Raw genomic sequence first — 17,398 nt, 5'->3', positions numbered from 1 at the left:
GTGAAGCTCCTGTGATAGGGGTCATCACGATAAGCGGGGTTGCCCGAAACATCGCTGCCGGTCACGCTCTCGCATCAAGGAGGCGCCGATCATGACCGTACAACTCACGAATATGCAGACCCGTGATGTCGAAGCTTTGCTTCATCCCTACACGAATGCCGTAACCCACCGTGCACAAGGCGCACACGTCATTGAGCGGGGAGAGGGCGTCTACATCTACGACAACACAGGCAAGCGCTTCATTGAAGGTATGGCTGGCCTGTGGTGTTGCGGCCTCGGCTTCAACAATGCCGAGTTGGTCGAGGTTGCGAAGGCTCAGCTCGACAAGCTGCCCTACTACCACCTCTTCGCGGGCCGTTCCTTCGAGCCTGCAATCGAGCTGGCCGAGAAGATCAAAGATCTCGCACCGGGCATGTCCCGTGTCTTCTATCAGTCAAGCGGATCAGAGGCGAACGAGACCCAGATCAAGCTCGCTTGGTACTACAACAACGCGCTTGGCCGCCCGGATAAGAAAAAGATCATCAGCCGGGTGAAGGGGTATCACGGTGTCAGCATTGTGTCGGCATCGCTGACCGGCCTGCCCTACAATCACAAAAGCTTCGACCTGCCCGTTGATCGCATTCACCACACAGCGACACCACACCACTTCCGCGGCGCGCACGCAGGCGAGACGGAGCTAGAGTTCTCAAAGCGGCTCGCCACTGAACTCGAACAGATGATCGAGGCCGAGGGCCCCGACACCATCGCCGCCTTTATCGCGGAACCCGTGATGGGTGCGGGCGGAGTGATCGTTCCGCCAGAGGGCTATTTCGAGGCGATCATGCCTGTGCTCAACCGCTATGACATCTTGTGCATCGCGGATGAGGTGATCTGCGGCTTCGGGCGCACGGGCGAATGGTTCGGACACCAGCGACTGAACATGCAGCCAACCTCGATCTCTATGGCCAAGCAGTTGACCAGCGGCTACGCGCCCCTGTCGGCTGTCGCGATCAATGCCGAGATGGCCGATGTGATCGAGAATCATTCAGGCGAGATCGGCATATTCGGCCATGGCTTCACCTATGGCGGCCATCCGATGGGCTGCGCCGTGGGTTCCGCCGCACTCGATATCTATATGCGTGAGGACATCCCCGCGAAGGTTCGGGCCATCGAGCCACATTTCCGCAACCACCTGATGACCCACAAGGACCATCCTTTGGTGGGTGAGGCGCGCCAGATCGGACTGCTCGGCGCGTTGGAGCTCACCCCCGGCGGCAATGCAATGTTCAGCCAGCCCGGGAAGGTGGGCGCCCATCTCGCGACCCGCCTTGTAGAGCATGGCGTAATCCTGCGTGCGGCAGGCGACAGCCTCGTGTTCTGCCCCCCCATGACAATTACGGAAGGCGAGCTGGATGAACTCTTTGCGCCAATCGGCGCGTGCCTCGACGCGACGCTTCACTGGGCGAGGGCCGAAGGTCATCTGGGCTGAGCGCCTTCGGCGAGGATATTTGGACCAAGAAGAAGGCGCGGATCAGCGCGGCAGGCGTCCGGTCAGGATCGCCCAGATCGTGCCCCAACCGGTGAAAGCGGGGGCAGGGGCGCCGAAGGCATAGTGATCAGGTCGGCCCTCCGCGCAGATCTGCCGGGTCATTGTCCAGCCGTCCTGGTCGTCAAAGAGGCCAGAGCCGAGGCGGGAGCGGAAGTAGACTGCCCCGCCACATGTCGCGCAGCTGGCCCTTTCCCCATGATGCGCGGACTGCCAAACAGTCAGCGGGCCGTCGATTTGCGGAGGTTCGGCAGACTGTACGGCCATCCAGACCCCTCCCGCCCATTGGCGGCAGGTGCGATAGTGGCATGCGCCAAAGGTGTGCGGCACGCGCAACGCCCGGTTTGCAGCACGGTGTCGTGCTCGCTTGCGGTCACGCCTCCGGTTCCGTCCCTCACCATCTCGGCGGCGTATGGCACACCGTTACTTTGTGCCCTTCTTGCCCTTGCCCGCAGACATTTTCCGGGCCTGCGCCGCGGCCGTGCGCAGTTCCTCGGCGATCTCCTCGGCCTCCTCCGGGTCGAAGTCGAGCGGCAAGTCGACGCCCTCGGCCTCCACATAGAGACGCACCATGCCCAATGTCGTCGGACCGATTTGCAGATTTGCGGCGATGTCGCTTTCGCGGTTGATACTCATGGGATCACTCCTTTGCCGCTGCCCTAACGCCCATCACGCATCCTGTCCAGATCACCCCTTGCAATCATGTTTCACCAACGGTAGGACGCGGCTCAGTGCCGACATAGCTCAGTAGGTTAGAGCGCTTGATTGTGGATCAAGAGGTCCCCCGTTCGAGCCGGGGTGTCGGTACCATCACTCAGAAAGAACTGATTGCGCTGTCACCGATTGCATCGCGTCGACCAGATGGTGATGCAGTGTGCGGGCGAATGACCGCAGAATGCCCAGCCTGACGCCCTCCTCCAGTCCGATCACGATACCGGCCATGTGCGCCACTTCGGTTCGGGCAACCTGTTGAGCTTCGAACCTGTCTGCATCAAGCGGCGATAGGCGCGCCAGCACGTCGCGCCATCCCTCTCCAGTCAGGTCCAGCATCGCCCAGGCATCGCTTTGATCCGTCACCGCAGCAATGCCGTCGAGTCCTTCGGGGTCTGCCGAAAGGAACCACTGATCGAGACCGGACCAGATCAGATCGCCGTTCCGGCGTCCGATCGGCAACTGACCCAACACGCCCTCGACCGCAGTCCGCTGGCCCGGATAGGGCGCGACGCTGAACAGAACTGGCATCTCCGTTTCGGCAAGGTGCATCCCGCCACAGGAAACAGGCAGCTCGGCACCCGCAAAGGGGCTTACGGCACTCAATTCAACCACGCATTTTCTCCCCATCCGGATCCATGAACACCGGATCGACAATCTCGCAGGCAATATCAGTGCCATGAAGGCCATCATGCGCCACGACCTGCTCCCCGTGCCGGGCGCGCCCGTTCACCACGAATGCGAGCGCCAGATGCCCTAGCGTGGGCGATGTGCAGGCCGAGGTTATGTAGCCCTGATCATTTTCGGCAGAGGCCCGCTTTCCTTGCCCAAATATGTGCGCCCCCGCCTTCAAGGCGCCATCCTTCGCGCGCAACCCAACCAATTGCTGGCGTTCTGCGCCATGCAGTCCGGGCCGCTGGCTCATGACCTTTCCAATGCAATCCTTGGCAGGGCTGACCATCCGGCCAAACCCGATATCGTCCGCCGTCACCCGTCCATGGATCTCGGAATGGGTGATAAAGCCTTTCTCGATCCGCAGGATGTTCAGCGCCTCCATCCCGTAAAGCCCGCCGCCCAGCGCCTTGGCCCGATCCTCCAGCACCCGGATCAGAGCGTCACCATATCGGGTCGGGACGGCCAGCTCATAGGCCAGCTCACCGGAAAACGAGATACGGAACAGCCGACCCGCAACGTCCCCAATCTGGACCGGAAGATAGCCCATGAACGGCAACACATCGTCGTTCAGGCCCTGATCGAGCAGCCCTTCCAGCAGCGCGCGCGATTGCGGCCCGGCAACCGCGAATTGCGCCCATTGCTCGGTCGTAGAGATAAAGCGAACGGGCAGATCAGGCTTCAGCACCTGCGCGCAGAAGTCCATATAGGCCATGACCTCGCCCGCCGCCGCGGTCGTTGTCGTGATGACATAGTGATCAGGGCCAAGCCGCGCGCAGGTGCCGTCATCCATGACAAAACCGTCTTCACGCAGCATCAACCCGTATCTGACCCGACCCTCTTTCAATGTCGACATCTTGCCGGTGTAGAGCAGGTCGAGCAGATCACGCGCGCCCGGACCCTGCACATCGATCTTGCCAAGGGTGGTGACATCGCAAACACCGACCGCACCGCGGACCCAGCCCACCTCGCGATCCGCACTTTGCTTCCACGTCGTCTCATTGCCTTGCGGGAACCAAGCCGCACGATGCCATAAGCCCGCCTCGACATAAGATGCGCCACGTTCCTCGCTCAATTGATGAGAGGGCGTATAGCGATCCGGTGCGAAATGCGCCCGATGGGCGCGCCCCGCAAGGGCCGCAACCGGAATGGGCGTATAAGGCGGGCGGAATGTGGTCGTTCCGACGCTCGGGATCGGCTGGCCCGTTAGCTCGGCCATGACAGCCAGACCGCCCATATTCGAAAGCTTGCCCTGATCGGTGGCCATACCCAAGGTGGTGTAGCGCTTCATATGCTCGACCGAACGGAAGTTCTCCTGATGCGCGAGCTTGATGTCCTTCACGGTCACGTCGTTTTGCAAGTCGAGCCACTGACGACCCTTCACGCCAGTTACATGCCAGAAAGGTGTGACATTGACAGGCGCATCCTCGGCGGCCGGTATTTCTCCACCACCAGCCGCGTCAGCCCCCGCACGTAAAGCTTCGTGGGTTGAGAACGCCCCATTTGCCGCACCAATCGCTTCCAATCCAGGCACCGCGCCGGGCTTTGGGACAAAGGCAGCGATGTCGTCACGCCAAATGGGGCGTCCGTTCATATGGCAGGTCAGGTGCACGGACGGGTTCCAACCCCCGGATACGGCAAGGCAATCAGCCGAAATGAACTGCCGCCCCCCGCCCGGTTTGCTAATATCAAGGCTTTCCAGCCCCAGCCGCCCGCGCGTTGCCACCACCTGCGCACCGGTCACCGTACGCACGTCTCGGCCCGGCTCGACATCAGGCCGGGTGTCGATGAGGGCAGAGACCTCAACACCTGCCGCCTGCAGATCATCAACCGTTCGCCAGCCATCGTCATTATTGGTAAAGACCGCGACCTTGCGACCCGGCGCGACACCATAGCGGTGAAGGTAGGACCGCACAGCGCTCGCCTGCATAATGCCGGGGCGATCATTGTCTGGAAACGCGATCATGCGCTCATGCGCGCCGCCAGCCAAAAGGGTCCGATCGGCTACGATCCGCCAAAACGTGCCAACCGGCGCACCCGCAGGTGGGCTGGCGAGATGTTCGCTGACACGCTCATAGGCACCGAATGTCCTGCCATCATAGGCGCCGGTTACGGTGGTGCGCGTCATCACGCGCACATTGGGTAAGCTGTCCAGTTCGGCAGCAGCTTCCCGCGCCCAATCGGTTGACGCCATCCCGCCAAGCTCAAAGCTCTCGGCATCGAGACGTCCGCCCAACCTGACATCCTCATCCGCGATAAGAACACGCTGACCGGTACGTCCCGCAGTCAATGCTGCCATCAATCCCGCCGGACCGCCGCCGATGATCAGCAGATCGCAATGCGCCCACGCCTTGTCAAAATCCCCGACAGGTTCGTCACCAGACAGCGCCCCCAGCCCCGCCGCGCGCCGGATTATCGGTTCATAGAGCTTTTCCCAGAACGCTTGCGGCCACATGAAGGTTTTGTAGTAGAACCCCGCACTCAGGAACCGCGACATCAGATCGTTGATCGCCAGGGCGTCCCGCTCTAGCGAGGGCCAGCAATTCTGCGACCGCGCCACCATCCCATCAAAGATCTCCTGCACGGTTCCACGCACATTTGGAACCTGCCCCGCACCCGTGCCGATCTCGAACAGCGCATTCGGCTCTTCCGACCCTGCGGTGACGACGCCGCGTGGCCGGTGATATTTGAACGAGCGTCCCATGAGACGCTGATCATTGGCCAGCAGGGCGGAGGCCAACGTGTCGCCTTTCCGACCAACAACCGCCTTGCCATTCAAGCTGAAGCGCACGACGCGTTCGGCATCGATCCGTGAGCCCTCGCGAACCCTCATGTCCGGTCCTCCTGCGCCATCGTGACCGTCAGGATCTCATGCGTCAGGGTGTTCCGCCGCACCCGCAACCATGCAGAACATCCCATCGCATGATGCCACAGCTCATCGTGCGGCCCGGCGGGATTGTCGCGCAGATGCACATAGTCCTGCCACGCCTCAGTGGTTGCATCGGCATCCGGTCGATCCGCTAGGACAGCAGCCCCCAAATAGGTGAACTCGCGTACATCCCGCGCGCCGCACTGGGGGCACTCAATCCGCATGACGCACCTTCACCTTGATCGTTCCGCAAATACGCATGATCCCGCCCTCAATGCTTGTTTGGACGGGCGCCTGTGCCCTCTTCATCGAGCACATGGCCCGTCTCAAACCGATTGAGCCGGAACCGTGTCGCAGCCTTGTGGTACTCCCCGGTTGCCAGCAGATGGGCAAAGCACCAGCCAGATCCTGGGGTCGCCTTGAAGCCGCCATAACACCAGCCCCCGTTCAGAAAGAGCCCGTCGATTGGCGTCCGGTCGATGATGGGGGAGCCATCCATGCTCATGTCCATGATGCCGCCCCAACCGCGGAGCATCCTCGCATTGCCGATCATGGGCACCATCGCCATGCCCGCCTCCATCACATGTTCGAGCATCGGAAGGTTTCCGCGTGCCGCGTAGGAGTTGTAGAAGTCGAGATCGCCACCAAACACCAAGCCGCCCTTATCCGACTGGCTGATATAGAAATGGCCCATGCCAAAGGTGACGACGCCAGGGATGATCGGCTTGAGGCCCTCACTAACGAAAGCCTGCAAGACGTGGCTCTCAATCGGCAGTCGCAGCCCAGCCATCGCGGCCACCTGCCCCGTACGCCCCGCGACAGCCATCCCGACCTTGCCCGCTCCGATATAGCCGCGAGACGTCTCAACACCGCGCACTTTGCCATTCTCGATACGGAAGCCGGTCACCTCGCAGTTCTGGATCAGGTCGACGCCCATCCGGTCCGCGCCACGCGCGTATCCCCACGCCACCGCATCATGCCGTGCGGTGCCACCGCGCCGATGCAATAGGCCACCACGGATCGGAAAGCGCTGGCTTTTGAAATTCAGAAATGGCGCATGGGCCCTGACGCCATCCGCGTCCAACAGCTCCGCGTCGTCACCCTGAATCAACATCTGGTTCCCGCGCCGTGCGAAGGCGTCCATTTGTCCATCCGAATGGGCAAGGTTCAGGACACCCCGCTGCGACATCATCGTGTTGTAGTTGAGCTCCTGCTCCATGCCCTCCCACAATTTCAGCGAATGGGAATAGAACTCCGAATTGCCCGGCAAGAGGTAGTTGGCCCTCACAATCGTGGTGTTGCGACCGACATTGCCGCCGCCAAGGTAGCCGCGCTCCAGCACGGCGACATTGGTGATGCCGTGATTCTTGGCGAGGTAATAGGCCGTTGTCAGCCCATGCCCGCCACCGCCGATGATGATGACATCGTAATGCGGCTTCGGGGCCGGGTCACGCCAGACGGGTTTCCACCCGGTATTGCCGCGCAGTCCTTCCCAGAAAACCTTGAAACCGGAATAACCCATCGCACTCCCCTGTCCTTGTCACAGCCAAGCGCGGCGGTGCAGGCAGGGGCAAGTTCTAATTCGACGGGCACGGGTCGTTTTCAGACAATCGCGACGCTTTGGCCGTGAAACTGCGCTCCGTTCAGTCGCGCGCGGCGTCCATCACCTCGCGCAAGGTGACAAGGTGCGGCAGCAGTGCCTCGACCAGCCCCTCGGGCAGTTGCGGCGCAAGCTCTGCAATATCGGGCGCCAAGGCTGCGATCGCACGGTCGCGGCACGCGCGTCCCGCTTCGGTGGTGAATACGCATTTCGACCGCCCATCAGTGGGTGAGGGTTCAAGCGTGACGTAGCCGCGTTTGACCAAGCCAGCCACCGTGTGGCTCATCGAGGTCTTGGGAACCTGAAAGGCTGTAGCCATACGCTGCGGCGTCGTGCCTTCACCGACCCGCATCAAATGGTTCAGAACCGAGAATTGGTGGATCGTCATACCCGGTTCGAGCCGCGCCTCGAACAAAGTGCGGCTCAACTGTCCGATGATCCCGATTTCGTTGAACAGCGCAAAGATCTGTCCAACACCCTGCGGGTCAGGAGGTGACGAGTTTGTCATGCAGGCTCCAGCGTGGCGTCAGCGGTACGGCATCGGCAAAACCGATCCGCCCCAGCATCTGCACGGTCCCCCCGTCTGGTGCAAGCATCGCATGCGCACGCGCATAGGGTTCTGCCATTTCCGGAAACTCCTGCAACGCCTGACTGACCGGATGCAGCGCCAGTCCAGCTGCCGTCACCTGAAGGTTCAGGCGCAACCACGCACGCCCAGCCGCCAATTGTTCAACCCGCGAATTTCCAGGCGTGGTCAGCCAGATGGCAGCGGGGGTCGCATCGAGCATCTCGCGATACATCGTGATCCCCGTGGAATAGGCCGTCGTGCCCGGCTCCAGCAATTGTTCAGCATTCAGGAGCCCGGCCATCATCAGGCCTTCCAGAAACGCTCCGCCCAAATCGATACCATCCGGGGCGGCATTGATTTCAGCCCGGCCAAAACGCATCACGTCAACGCTTTCCTTCAAGGTTGCTGGCGTTTCATATTCGATCAGCCAGGCATCCCACATCAGTTCCCGAATACCGGCAACCCGGTCGGACGCTGTTGTTGCGCGGATGTCCACAGCTCCGAAACCACCGGTCAGGCCCGAAAGATCGGATGCCGACACCGGGCGCGTCATGTCGAACGGCTCTTTGGTTGAGCGGCGGTGCGGGATCGCAGCGAAGAGCGGATCGGGGTCCACAGCATCCGGGATGAACCGCACATGCGCGACAGGCCGGTCGTCCAGCAAATCCTCCGGCGTGCCCTCGGGGAAGGGCGTCAACTCGATCCCGTGACCTGTCTGAGATGCCGCAATCTCCATCTGAGCCAGAAAGCATCCCAAACCGATGGTGATCTGCCGATTGAAAGGATCCGTCTGCGGCAACAGGCGGCTACGATCGACATGCAGGAGGAATGAGTCCTCTCCAACCAACTCTACCACCCAAGGCTGCATATTGTGGGGATTGGGCGCAAGGATCGCGTGGCTCAGCGCATTCAGGCGCACGTCACCATAGGTACCCGCCTCGGCCCAGGGTGCGAGCGCCCGGTGTGGCGTCCGGGTTCCCGCAAATGTAGCAGCACCACCGGCGGCAGCGATGACAACGCCTCCCCCCAACAGGGCGAGGGTCTGACGACGTGAAATAGACATGGGCTTCTCCTTCAGATGACTGAAAGAGATATATGGTACGATATCGCACCAATCAAGTGCAATATTGCACTAACTAAGAGCGTACATATCGAAACACGCTCGCGGCGGCCCACCCCAAAAACAGAGCAATGGCCAAGGAAAGCAGACCGTAAATCAACGGCTTGTCCATGGCCAACGTATACACCCAATCCTCAAATCCACTGCGCCGAACAGCAATTGTCTGCTCGACACTGTCGACGACCTCCAAATCACGGGTCAGAACGACACGCGCGCGGTAATCACCCTCCACGAGGTTTGCAGGCAACCGCACCGATACGTCGAAAAGGGTCTCATCCCGCAACGTGACAGCCCCAACCAATTCCTCATACAGCCCTTCGCGGCTGCGCACGCGCATCAGCGCCTCGCGAAAGGCTGGGGTATCGGCCACGTCGGCCGGTGCGTCGATCAGCTTGACCAGATGCTCCAACCCGATCCGCTGACGCATCTGCTCTGTATGGCTGATGACCTCGCGCAAGGGCGCAGTTGTGGCCATTGCGTAGAAATAGGGGGCGCTGTCTATCTCGACAGTATCGGCGTTGATCCAGATACCGGCGACCTGCTCCTTGCGCCGCACATCAATCGGCCCCTCTGGGCCGACGATGGAAACCAGAACCTGAAGGGGCCCCGCCCCAGCGGGCACAGGCGCGTCCCGCCGCACAGCACCGAAAACGAAGATTTCCGAACCATCAAATGTCGCGGTGATCGCAACCTGATTTTGATTGAGGTCTGCAATGACCTGCTCCGCCAATACCGGCAACAGGCTGCACAACCAGAATAGAGCGGCAAGCACCCCCCTCACAGCGCGATCCGCCCGAGGGAGTAAAGCTCTGACGGCTCAACAATCAGATCATAGCCCAACTTTGCACAGACCAGCAGAACCATGGCCGCCAAAAGGATGCGCAACTGTTCGGCTCGCAGCTTAACCGCGATCTGGGCGCCGATCTGCGCGCCGACAACACCACCGACCAACAGCAAAAGGGCAAGCACCGCATCCACCGAGTAAGTCTGCGTGGCGTGCAGAAGGGTCGTGAACCCGGTCACGAAAATGATCTGAAACAGCGACGTCCCAATCACGACAGCCGTTGGCATCCCAAGGATATAGATCATCGCGGGAACGATGATGAACCCGCCACCAACCCCCATGATTGCGGACAACACCCCAACCAAAAGCCCGATCACAAACGGAGGGATCGCAGAGATATAGAGATGCGACGCCCGAAACCGCATCTTCAGCGGCAATCCATGCACCCAGCCATGCCGCTTTCGCGGTTTGACGACAACCGTGCCACCTTTGCTTCGCCGCAGCGCCCCGACGCTCTCCCAGAACATCAAGCCGCCCACGACGCCCAGAAAGATCACGTAAGCCAGCGAGACCAGCAGATCGACCTGCCCCAACTCCGTCAGCAACCGGAAGACCCAAACACCGGTTGCGGATCCAACCAGGCCCCCGCTCAACAGCACTGTCCCCATGCGAAGGTCGACAGTCCGCCGTCGCAGATGCGCGAGCGTCCCAGACAGCGAAAGCCCCGCGATCTGTGGGGCCTGAGTTGCAACCGCCACCGCGGGCGGAATGCCGATAAAGATCAAAAGCGGTGTCAGCAAAAATCCGCCGCCGACCCCGAACAGGCCGGACAACACACCGACACCTCCGCCCAGCCCGAGCAGCAGGAACATGTTGACCGAGACTTCGGCAATAGGAAGGTAGAGCTGCATTTCAGCCCTTTCGCGGCAGGTGGCGCGTCAGGGCTGCATTGTGGCGCGCGCGGGTCAGAGAGACAACCCGCGCACCCCCGATTCCTTAGCCCCGGTTGGTCAGGGCCGCTTCGATTGAGAACATGCCGCGCGGAATGGAAACACCTTCCTGCAAATCGGTCAGCTGGATTTCCGTCCGCTGACCTTGCGGGTTGGTCGTGATCCAGCGGCTCAGGCTCAGCGGGTTCTCTGTGAACACCATCTCCAACGTGCCAGAATCCGGCTCGTCCGGATCAATCATGATTAACCGCGTCTCCGCCCCGCTCTTGCGGATCCGCTGAACGGCCCCCGTGCGCAGCAGGTCGATATTGTCCCGCAGGATAAGGTTAAGCGGCGTGCGGCTCAACGGCACGCGGTTCGCATCGTCATTGGATCGGCGGTCGACAACAGCCACCCAGACGCCATCAGAAATCACCACATGGGAATGCGGCGCATCATACTCGAAACGCATCAGCCCCGGCTTGCGGATCCATAGCTCTCCCTCGGATCGGCTACCATCGCTGTTGAACTGCACGAAACGGCCGCCCGCCTCGCGCATCGCATTCAGATAGGTGTCGATCCGGGCCAGCTCTTCAGCTCCCTGCGCGTGACCCGCCGACGCGAGGCCCAGTGCAGCCAGGGCCGTAGAGCCCGCGATAAATGTTCTTCGTTTCATGGCATATATATGCGCATGCGCCGCGGTTGGTTCCAGACGGTCAATGTCACTTTGGCGAGAGTGCGCGAAAAGCAGCAAATCCAGTTCCAATACTGGCAGGAGGGTTTCACGCAGAAACCGCCGCTTCGCGTCAGGACGGATAAAGAATGAGCGAACCGACAAGACCCGCAACCAACACCGCCAACGCCGCTTGCGCATAGAGCGCGATCCGCAAGTGCGCATTCTTCCGCGCACGCGGTCGGTCCGCTCCGCGCGCAATCCAGATATAGGCCGGTGCGATCAACCCTCCGAGCACAGTGACGCCCATCACCTGCTCCCATGGCGGCAGATCCGCACCCGCCGCATCTTGGGCCTCATCCCGAGCCACCCGTCGCAAAAGCCACAGGTTCAACGCAAAGACCACAATTGCCACGATGAGCAGGCCAAGATCCTCAATCAGCATACGACCTCCACGCCCGATCTATCCGTGGGACACGGGCTCGGGCACCAGAATATCGCGCTTGCCGACCTTATTGGCCTGACTGACCACACCATTATCCTCCATCTGCTCAACGAGGCGCGCGGCCTTGTTATAGCCGATGGCAAGCTTGCGCTGGATGTAGCTGGTCGAACACTTCCGATCCCGCGCCACGATGGCAACAGCCTGGTCGTAGAGCGCGTCTTCCCCACCAGTATTGCCGCCAAGACCGAGCACGAGGTCAATATCCGCCTCGGCCCCGTCATCCGGCCCCTCGACAACGCCCGAGACATATTCGGGCGCGCCCAGCGCCTTGAGGTGGTTGACGACCTCCTCCACTTCTTCGTCCGAACAGAACGGGCCATGTACACGGGTCACGCGACCGCCACCCGCCATATAGAGCATGTCGCCCATGCCCAGCAGCTGTTCGGCCCCCATCTCACCCAGGATCGTGCGACTGTCGATTTTCGACGTGACCTGGAACGAAATCCGCGTCGGGAAATTGGCCTTGATCGTGCCGGTAATCACGTCGACCGACGGGCGCTGCGTCGCCATGATCAGGTGAATACCTGACGCCCGCGCCATCTGCGCAAGGCGCTGAATGCACGCTTCGATCTCTTTGCCCGCAACCATCATCAGGTCCGCCATCTCGTCGACGATCACCACGATAAAGGGCATTTTTTCGGGGGCGAATTCCTCCGTTTCGAAAATCGGCTCCCCGGTATCCTCGTCAAAACCGGTCTGTACCGTGCGAGAGAAATTCTCTCCCTTCGACAGGGCGTCCTCGACCCGGCTGTTATAGCCGTCGATGTTGCGCACACCCATCTTGGACATTTTGCGATAGCGCTCTTCCATTTCCGCAACCGTCCATTTCAGTGCAACCACCGCTTTCTTCGGATCGGTTACAACGGGCGAGAGCAAATGCGGGATGCCGTCATAGACGCTCAGTTCCAGCATCTTGGGGTCAATCATGATCAGGCGGCACTCGTCGGGTGTCAGACGATAGAGCAGCGACAGGATCATGGTATTGATCGCCACCGACTTACCCGAACCGGTCGTCCCTGCGATCAGCAAGTGGGGCATCTTGGCAAGGTTCGCGATCACCGGCTCCCCGCCGATATCCTTGCCGAGCGCCAGCGGCAGCTTGTGATTGCTGTCACCATAGGCCCGCGCCGACAGCATCTCGCGCAACAACACCTTCTCGCGGTTCTCATTGGGCAGTTCGATTCCGATGATCGAGCGGCCCGGCACGGTCGAGACACGTGCCGCAAGGGCCGACATCGAACGTGCGATATCGTCCGCCAACCCGATCACACGGGATGCTTTCAGACCCGGCGCTGGCTCCAGTTCATACATCGTCACAACGGGGCCGGGCCGGACAGAGACGATCTCTCCGCGAATGCCATAATCATCCAATACGCTTTCAAGCATACGGGCGTTCTGTTCCAACGCCTCTTCGCTCAACTGGTGGCGCACAAGGCCCTGCGGGCTCTCCAACAGCGACAGCGGCGGAAGCTCATATCCGTCTTCCTCGTCGTCCAGCTTGAACCGCGGCTGCTCCTCGGCCTGTGCCCGCTGGGACTTGGCGACCGGGCGGCTTGGCGGATGCTGCACCACCGGCTTGAATACCGGCTCTGTGCGCGCCGCGTCCGGCGCGGAGTAAGTCGTGACCGCTTCGGGCTGATCCTCTTCGTCCAACAGATCGGCGTCAGATGCGGTCTGCGGCTCGGCGTCTCGCGCCATGGCCGCATTGATCCGCTCCATCAACCTCATCGGCGAACTTGCAGGCGCTTCTTCCTCGTCCGCATCGTGATCGATTTCGGCAACCCCATCATCTGCACCAAACGATTGGGCAGGCGCTGGGTCCGCCGTACCGGCGTCAAATCCCGGCTCGCGCCGTACACGGGACACGGGCGCGGCAGGTTCCGCGTCATCCGCCCGCGCGCGCCGGGCGGGCACGACCGATCCACGCTTGGACCAAAGCCATGCAAGCATAGCAAGGGCGACGACCCAGACCCGCCGCAATCCGCGCGCAAAGCCCCTCAGCACAAGGCGCGCTTCTGCCCGCGACACCCCCAACATCAGCGCATTGATCAGAACAAAGGCCACGATGCCCACAAAGGCGATGGCCCGAACCCCAGTGCCGGGCGCCATAGGCAAAAGGCCCAGCAACCAGCCCGCAAGCCCATCACCCGCCCGGCCACCAAGACCGTAGTCGGGCAGCCAACTGACGAAGGGAACATGCGCCGCCGCAAAGACGGCCGTGACCAGCAGCGCAAAGGGCAACAACAAAAAGCGCAGAAACAGCCGCTCCTCTCCGCGCCGCAAGACCAGGCGCGCGCCCCACACCAAAAGACTGATCGGCAGCACCCAGGCAGCCAGACCAATGGCGGGCATCAGCAGCCCCGCCAAATTGGCCCCGAACGCGCCAAGCGCATTTTGCGGCGCGCGATCCACGATGTTCAGGAAGCTCGGATCATCCGGTGACCAGGTATAGAGCACGACAGCCAGCACAACCGAAAGCGCCAGAAACGCAGCCCCCAAGGCCCGTCCAGCAATCCGGCTGAGAAAGGCATGAACCGTCTTGCCCAGCAAAGGCTCACGCGGCGCGGACTCTGTGAAAAACGTCATGGCTGCCGCTCCCTCTCAATCTCGTTCCGAATGGCCTCAAGCCCGCGCCGCACATCATCGGCGGGCGCGACCAAGGCCGCGCGGATATACCCTGCACCGGGGTTTCCACCGCCAAAGCGAGTATCGGTGTTGCGGCTCAGATAGCGCCCCGGAAGCACTTTCACGCCATGCTCCGTCCACAGGCGCCGCGTCATCTCCTCATCATGGCGCACCGCGATCCACAGGAAGAACCCAGCCTCCGGGCTGGTGTAACCCGGCGTATTGCCCAGAACCTCATCCGCAATCGCGAATTTCTCACGGTACAGCGCCCGATTGTCCTCAACATGCGCTTCGTCAGACCAGATTGCCGTGGCCGCCTTCTGGGCCGGAATGGGCAAGGGTGCCCCTGCATAAGACCGCAACTGCTTCATCGCAGCGATACTGCGTGCCCCCCCTGCGCAGAAGCCGGAGCGCAGTCCAGGCAGGTTCGAGCGCTTCGACAGGGAATGAAACACCATCAGCCGTTCAGGATCATGCGGGCCCAGCGCCTCCAACGCCCCGGTCGGAGGCGTTTCGCGCCAGATCTCCGAATAGCATTCATCCGCAAAGATCCGGAAATCATGCGTCTCCGCCAGATCCAGCAATGCGCTCCAATAGGCACGATCCGCAACCGCGCCTTGCGGGTTCGCGGGAGAGCACATGTAAACAGCCGCCGTCCGTGCCAAAAGATCGGCAGGCACACTGGCAAAGTCGGGCAGAAAGCCGTTCTGGGCAAGTGCCGGCACATAGACCGGCTCCGCCCCCGCTGTCAGCGCCGCCACGGCATAGCACTGATAGAACGGATTGGGCAGCAGCACGACCGGCCGGTCCCCGTTCTTGCGCTCCGCAACCAGCGCGACACAGGCCGCAAACAGACCTTCGCGTGTCCCGTTCAGCGGCAGAATTTCGGTCTCGGGATCCTTCTCGACACCATAGCGCTGCTTGATCCACGCCGCTTGCGCGGCACGCAACTCGGGAAGACCCTCATTGGGGGGATATTTCGCATAGCCCCCGACATTCGCGGCCAACACCTCACCCAACATCGCGGGCAACGGGTGCATTGGCTCACCAATTGACATCGGCAATTCCGCCCCACCCGGAATCAACGGCGCAAGCAGCGCGCGCAGACGCGGAAAGGCGTATTCCGGCAGGTCTGAAAACCGCTGGGGATACTGCATAACTGGCCTCATGGTTCGGGATCATGGCGTCCCGTTGAGTGCAGAATAGCCGCCCGACACCCCTCCGGTCCAGTGTTGAGCCAAATTCCGCTCAAATCCGTTGCGGTGAAAGCGCATCGCGCCGCGCAGAAAGCCACGCCCGAACCGCCGCGTCCGAGCTGAGGCCCAGCGCTCGATCATAAGCGGCCGCCGCCGCCCGCGTCTGGCCATCCCGCGCCAGAAGATGCGCGCGCACGGCCCAACCGGGCTGGTGCACGGCAAGCGCGTCTGCCTCGATCCGATCGAGTGCGGTCAAACCGGCGCGGGGGCCATGCACCTCGCCAACCGCGGCGGCCTGCCCGACCGCCGCGCCTACGGTCGGTGCGGTCTGCATCAGGCCCACATAAAGATGCTCGATTGCGCGCCAGTCGGTCTCCCCCGTCTTGGCCCGATCACAATGCACGGCCTGAATTGCAGCTTCCAATTGGAACCGTCCCAGATCCCCCATCGCCCCCGCGCGCGCAAGCATCACCTCCGCACGTCGCAAGCGCATCCGGTCCCACAGACCGACGTTCTGCTCTGCCAATGGCACGAACCGACCCTCCACCCGCGCCGCCGCATCGCGGGCAGACGCAAACAGCAAGAGCGCGCCCAGCCCCAACACCTCTGCGCTTTCAGGCATGAGCGCGGCCATCATGTCCGACAGATAGACAGCCTCTTCCCGCAGCTCTTCACCAGCTTCGACAGAAAACGCGCCATAGATCGCCTCAAGCACCGCGTCGAGCCGCTCTGGCATATGCTCCCGACCGGGCAGGGAAAACGGAATGGCCGCGTCGCGCACCTTGCGCTTCGCCCGCACCAGGCGTTGCGCCAATGTGGCTGGTGGAACCAAAAAGGCAGGGCCGATTGTGGCGACGTCCAGACCCAGAACGACTTGCAACATAAGCGGCGTCCGTACCTTGGCGTCTATCGCGGGATGTGCGCAGACAAACATCAGACGCAATCGCGCATCCGGAATGCCCTCCGGGTCTATCGCTGTGATTTCGGCCATGATGTCCTCTGCAGCCGCTTCTGGCGCGCGGCGACACTCGGCTGCACTTTTCCACCGATCCTTCATCCTGTTGCGCGCGACGGTCATCAGCCAGGCGTCCGGCCGGTCGGGAACACCCTCTTCAGGCCACCGTTGCAACGCGCGCGCAAACGCATCGCCCAGCGCATCCTCAGCCCCGGCAATGTCGCCGCTTCGGGCTGCAAGCAACGCAACAAGCCGCCCATAAGACGCCCGCGCCACCTCTGTCGCGCGGGCCGCCGCATCAGTCATGCAGGAAAGGCCGTCGGACGCACCTCGACATAGCCATAGTGAACCGACGGACACTTGGCCGCCCAGTCGAGTGCAGCATCCAGATCCGCGACATCCAGCACGAAATAGCCGCCCAACTGATCCTTGGTGTCCGCATAAGGCCCGTCCTGCACCCGACGTTCACCACCTTTCAGCGTGATCGTCGTCGCGGTCATGCTGGGTTGCAGCCAATCGGTATCAACAAAGACGCCGGCCTCTTTCAATGCGCCGATATAGGCACCGAACGCGGCTTTGCTCTCGTCCATATCGGCTTTGGAAACATCGGCGAAGTCAGCTTCATTGCTGTAGAGAAACAGGGTGTAGCGCATGAGTTTATTCCTT

17 protein-coding genes and 1 tRNA gene are annotated in these 17,398 nt (G+C 61.7%); 2 read left to right on the top strand and 16 right to left on the bottom strand.

All coding sequences use genetic code 11. The features are described from left to right. Positions 1 to 91 precede the first annotated feature (91 nt). A complete protein-coding gene (locus POI8812_RS14425) occupies positions 92 to 1,468 on the top strand; it encodes an aminotransferase (protein WP_108783319.1) in 1,377 nt (458 codons plus the stop codon). A 42-nt stretch (positions 1,469 to 1,510) separates the two neighbouring features. Here the strand turns inward: POI8812_RS14425 and POI8812_RS14420 are convergent, their stop codons facing one another. After that, positions 1,511 to 1,792, bottom strand: coding sequence for a GFA family protein (locus tag POI8812_RS14420; RefSeq protein WP_108783318.1), 282 nt, complete (start codon positions 1,790 to 1,792; stop codon positions 1,511 to 1,513). Positions 1,793 to 1,948: 156 nt separating this feature from the next. Beyond that, complete coding sequence (locus tag POI8812_RS14415) at positions 1,949 to 2,161, bottom strand: DUF6324 family protein (protein ID WP_108783317.1); 213 nt, start codon at positions 2,159 to 2,161, stop codon at positions 1,949 to 1,951. A gap of 97 nt (positions 2,162 to 2,258) precedes the next feature. On the opposite strand from POI8812_RS14415, the gene POI8812_RS14410 reads away from it, so the two are divergent. Next, a tRNA-His gene (locus tag POI8812_RS14410) sits at positions 2,259 to 2,335 on the top strand. Here the strand turns inward: POI8812_RS14410 and POI8812_RS14405 are convergent. The 14 genes from POI8812_RS14405 to POI8812_RS14340 form a co-directional block, all read right to left on the bottom strand. Then, entirely contained in the window at positions 2,336 to 2,851 is a 516-nt protein-coding gene (locus tag POI8812_RS14405; RefSeq protein WP_162844973.1) for a sarcosine oxidase subunit gamma, read from the bottom strand. It abuts the tRNA gene before it with no gap. Then, positions 2,844 to 5,741, bottom strand: a complete 2,898-nt coding sequence (locus tag POI8812_RS14400) for a sarcosine oxidase subunit alpha family protein (protein ID WP_108783315.1) — start codon at positions 5,739 to 5,741, stop codon at positions 2,844 to 2,846. The genes POI8812_RS14405 and POI8812_RS14400 overlap by 8 nt, the downstream gene beginning before the upstream one ends. Further along, a complete protein-coding gene (locus tag POI8812_RS14395) occupies positions 5,738 to 6,001 on the bottom strand; it encodes a sarcosine oxidase subunit delta (RefSeq protein ID WP_108783314.1) in 264 nt (87 codons plus the stop codon). Before POI8812_RS14395 ends, POI8812_RS14400 begins: the two co-directional genes overlap by 4 nt. 47 nt (positions 6,002 to 6,048) lie before the next feature. Continuing rightward, the gene (locus POI8812_RS14390) at positions 6,049 to 7,299 is read right to left on the bottom strand and encodes a sarcosine oxidase subunit beta family protein (protein ID WP_108783313.1); all 1,251 of its coding nucleotides are present in this window, start codon (positions 7,297 to 7,299) and stop codon (positions 6,049 to 6,051) included. 121 nt (positions 7,300 to 7,420) lie between these two features. Next, positions 7,421 to 7,885: a MarR family winged helix-turn-helix transcriptional regulator gene (locus POI8812_RS14385; protein ID WP_108783312.1), complete on the bottom strand. Its 465-nt coding sequence runs from the start codon at positions 7,883 to 7,885 to the stop codon at positions 7,421 to 7,423. Then, positions 7,863 to 9,008, bottom strand: coding sequence for an Acg family FMN-binding oxidoreductase (locus POI8812_RS14380; RefSeq protein ID WP_108783311.1), 1,146 nt, complete (start codon positions 9,006 to 9,008; stop codon positions 7,863 to 7,865). Before POI8812_RS14380 ends, POI8812_RS14385 begins: the two co-directional genes overlap by 23 nt. Before the next feature lie 73 nt (positions 9,009 to 9,081). Then, positions 9,082 to 9,846: a TIGR02186 family protein gene (locus POI8812_RS14375; protein ID WP_245895435.1), complete on the bottom strand. Its 765-nt coding sequence runs from the start codon at positions 9,844 to 9,846 to the stop codon at positions 9,082 to 9,084. Beyond that, positions 9,843 to 10,760: a sulfite exporter TauE/SafE family protein gene (locus POI8812_RS14370; RefSeq protein ID WP_108783309.1), complete on the bottom strand. Its 918-nt coding sequence runs from the start codon at positions 10,758 to 10,760 to the stop codon at positions 9,843 to 9,845. The genes POI8812_RS14375 and POI8812_RS14370 overlap by 4 nt, the downstream gene beginning before the upstream one ends. An 85-nt stretch (positions 10,761 to 10,845) precedes the next feature. Next, a complete protein-coding gene (locus POI8812_RS14365; protein ID WP_162844972.1) occupies positions 10,846 to 11,454 on the bottom strand; it encodes a LolA family protein in 609 nt (202 codons plus the stop codon). A gap of 130 nt (positions 11,455 to 11,584) precedes the next feature. Then, the gene (locus POI8812_RS14360) at positions 11,585 to 11,896 is read right to left on the bottom strand and encodes a hypothetical protein (protein ID WP_108783307.1); all 312 of its coding nucleotides are present in this window, start codon (positions 11,894 to 11,896) and stop codon (positions 11,585 to 11,587) included. Positions 11,897 to 11,914: 18 nt separating this feature from the next. Further along, a complete protein-coding gene (locus POI8812_RS14355) occupies positions 11,915 to 14,542 on the bottom strand; it encodes an FtsK/SpoIIIE family DNA translocase (protein ID WP_108783306.1) in 2,628 nt (875 codons plus the stop codon). After that, entirely contained in the window at positions 14,539 to 15,738 is a 1,200-nt protein-coding gene (locus POI8812_RS14350; RefSeq protein WP_108783305.1) for an aminotransferase class I/II-fold pyridoxal phosphate-dependent enzyme, read from the bottom strand. Before POI8812_RS14350 ends, POI8812_RS14355 begins: the two co-directional genes overlap by 4 nt. Positions 15,739 to 15,829: 91 nt before the next feature. Next, positions 15,830 to 17,038 carry an RNA polymerase sigma factor gene (locus POI8812_RS14345; RefSeq protein WP_108783304.1) on the bottom strand — a complete coding sequence of 403 codons (1,209 nt, stop codon included), beginning with the start codon at positions 17,036 to 17,038 and terminating at the stop codon, positions 15,830 to 15,832. Further along, positions 17,035 to 17,385 carry a YciI family protein gene (locus tag POI8812_RS14340; RefSeq protein ID WP_108783303.1) on the bottom strand — a complete coding sequence of 117 codons (351 nt, stop codon included), beginning with the start codon at positions 17,383 to 17,385 and terminating at the stop codon, positions 17,035 to 17,037. The genes POI8812_RS14345 and POI8812_RS14340 overlap by 4 nt, the downstream gene beginning before the upstream one ends. Positions 17,386 to 17,398: the final 13 nt, after the last annotated feature.

Source organism: Pontivivens insulae (assembly GCF_900302495.1).
Lineage (GTDB): Bacteria > Pseudomonadota > Alphaproteobacteria > Rhodobacterales > Rhodobacteraceae > Pontivivens > Pontivivens insulae.
The sequence above is the reverse complement of the archived record's forward strand: the minus strand, read 5'-3'. Positions and strand labels throughout refer to the sequence as shown.

What these genes read in the sequence shown, in the direction of transcription:
- POI8812_RS14400 (WP_108783315.1), bottom strand. Translation starts at nt 5,741, where the DNA reads ATGAGGGTTCGCGAGGGCTCACGGATCGATGCCGAACGCGTCGTGCGC.
- POI8812_RS14390 (WP_108783313.1), bottom strand. Translation starts at nt 7,299, where the DNA reads ATGGGTTATTCCGGTTTCAAGGTTTTCTGGGAAGGACTGCGCGGCAAT.
- POI8812_RS14380 (WP_108783311.1), bottom strand. Translation starts at nt 9,008, where the DNA reads ATGTCTATTTCACGTCGTCAGACCCTCGCCCTGTTGGGGGGAGGCGTT.
- POI8812_RS14370 (WP_108783309.1), bottom strand. Translation starts at nt 10,760, where the DNA reads ATGCAGCTCTACCTTCCTATTGCCGAAGTCTCGGTCAACATGTTCCTG.
- POI8812_RS14350 (WP_108783305.1), bottom strand. Translation starts at nt 15,738, where the DNA reads ATGCAGTATCCCCAGCGGTTTTCAGACCTGCCGGAATACGCCTTTCCG.
- POI8812_RS14415 (WP_108783317.1), bottom strand. Translation starts at nt 2,161, where the DNA reads ATGAGTATCAACCGCGAAAGCGACATCGCCGCAAATCTGCAAATCGGT.
- POI8812_RS14420 (WP_108783318.1), bottom strand. Translation starts at nt 1,792, where the DNA reads ATGGCCGTACAGTCTGCCGAACCTCCGCAAATCGACGGCCCGCTGACT.
- POI8812_RS14355 (WP_108783306.1), bottom strand. Translation starts at nt 14,542, where the DNA reads ATGACGTTTTTCACAGAGTCCGCGCCGCGTGAGCCTTTGCTGGGCAAG.
- POI8812_RS14425 (WP_108783319.1), top strand. Translation starts at nt 92, where the DNA reads ATGACCGTACAACTCACGAATATGCAGACCCGTGATGTCGAAGCTTTG.
- POI8812_RS14395 (WP_108783314.1), bottom strand. Translation starts at nt 6,001, where the DNA reads ATGCGGATTGAGTGCCCCCAGTGCGGCGCGCGGGATGTACGCGAGTTC.
- POI8812_RS14365 (WP_162844972.1), bottom strand. Translation starts at nt 11,454, where the DNA reads ATGAAACGAAGAACATTTATCGCGGGCTCTACGGCCCTGGCTGCACTG.
- POI8812_RS14345 (WP_108783304.1), bottom strand. Translation starts at nt 17,038, where the DNA reads ATGACTGATGCGGCGGCCCGCGCGACAGAGGTGGCGCGGGCGTCTTAT.
- POI8812_RS14385 (WP_108783312.1), bottom strand. Translation starts at nt 7,885, where the DNA reads ATGACAAACTCGTCACCTCCTGACCCGCAGGGTGTTGGACAGATCTTT.
- POI8812_RS14360 (WP_108783307.1), bottom strand. Translation starts at nt 11,896, where the DNA reads ATGCTGATTGAGGATCTTGGCCTGCTCATCGTGGCAATTGTGGTCTTT.
- POI8812_RS14340 (WP_108783303.1), bottom strand. Translation starts at nt 17,385, where the DNA reads ATGCGCTACACCCTGTTTCTCTACAGCAATGAAGCTGACTTCGCCGAT.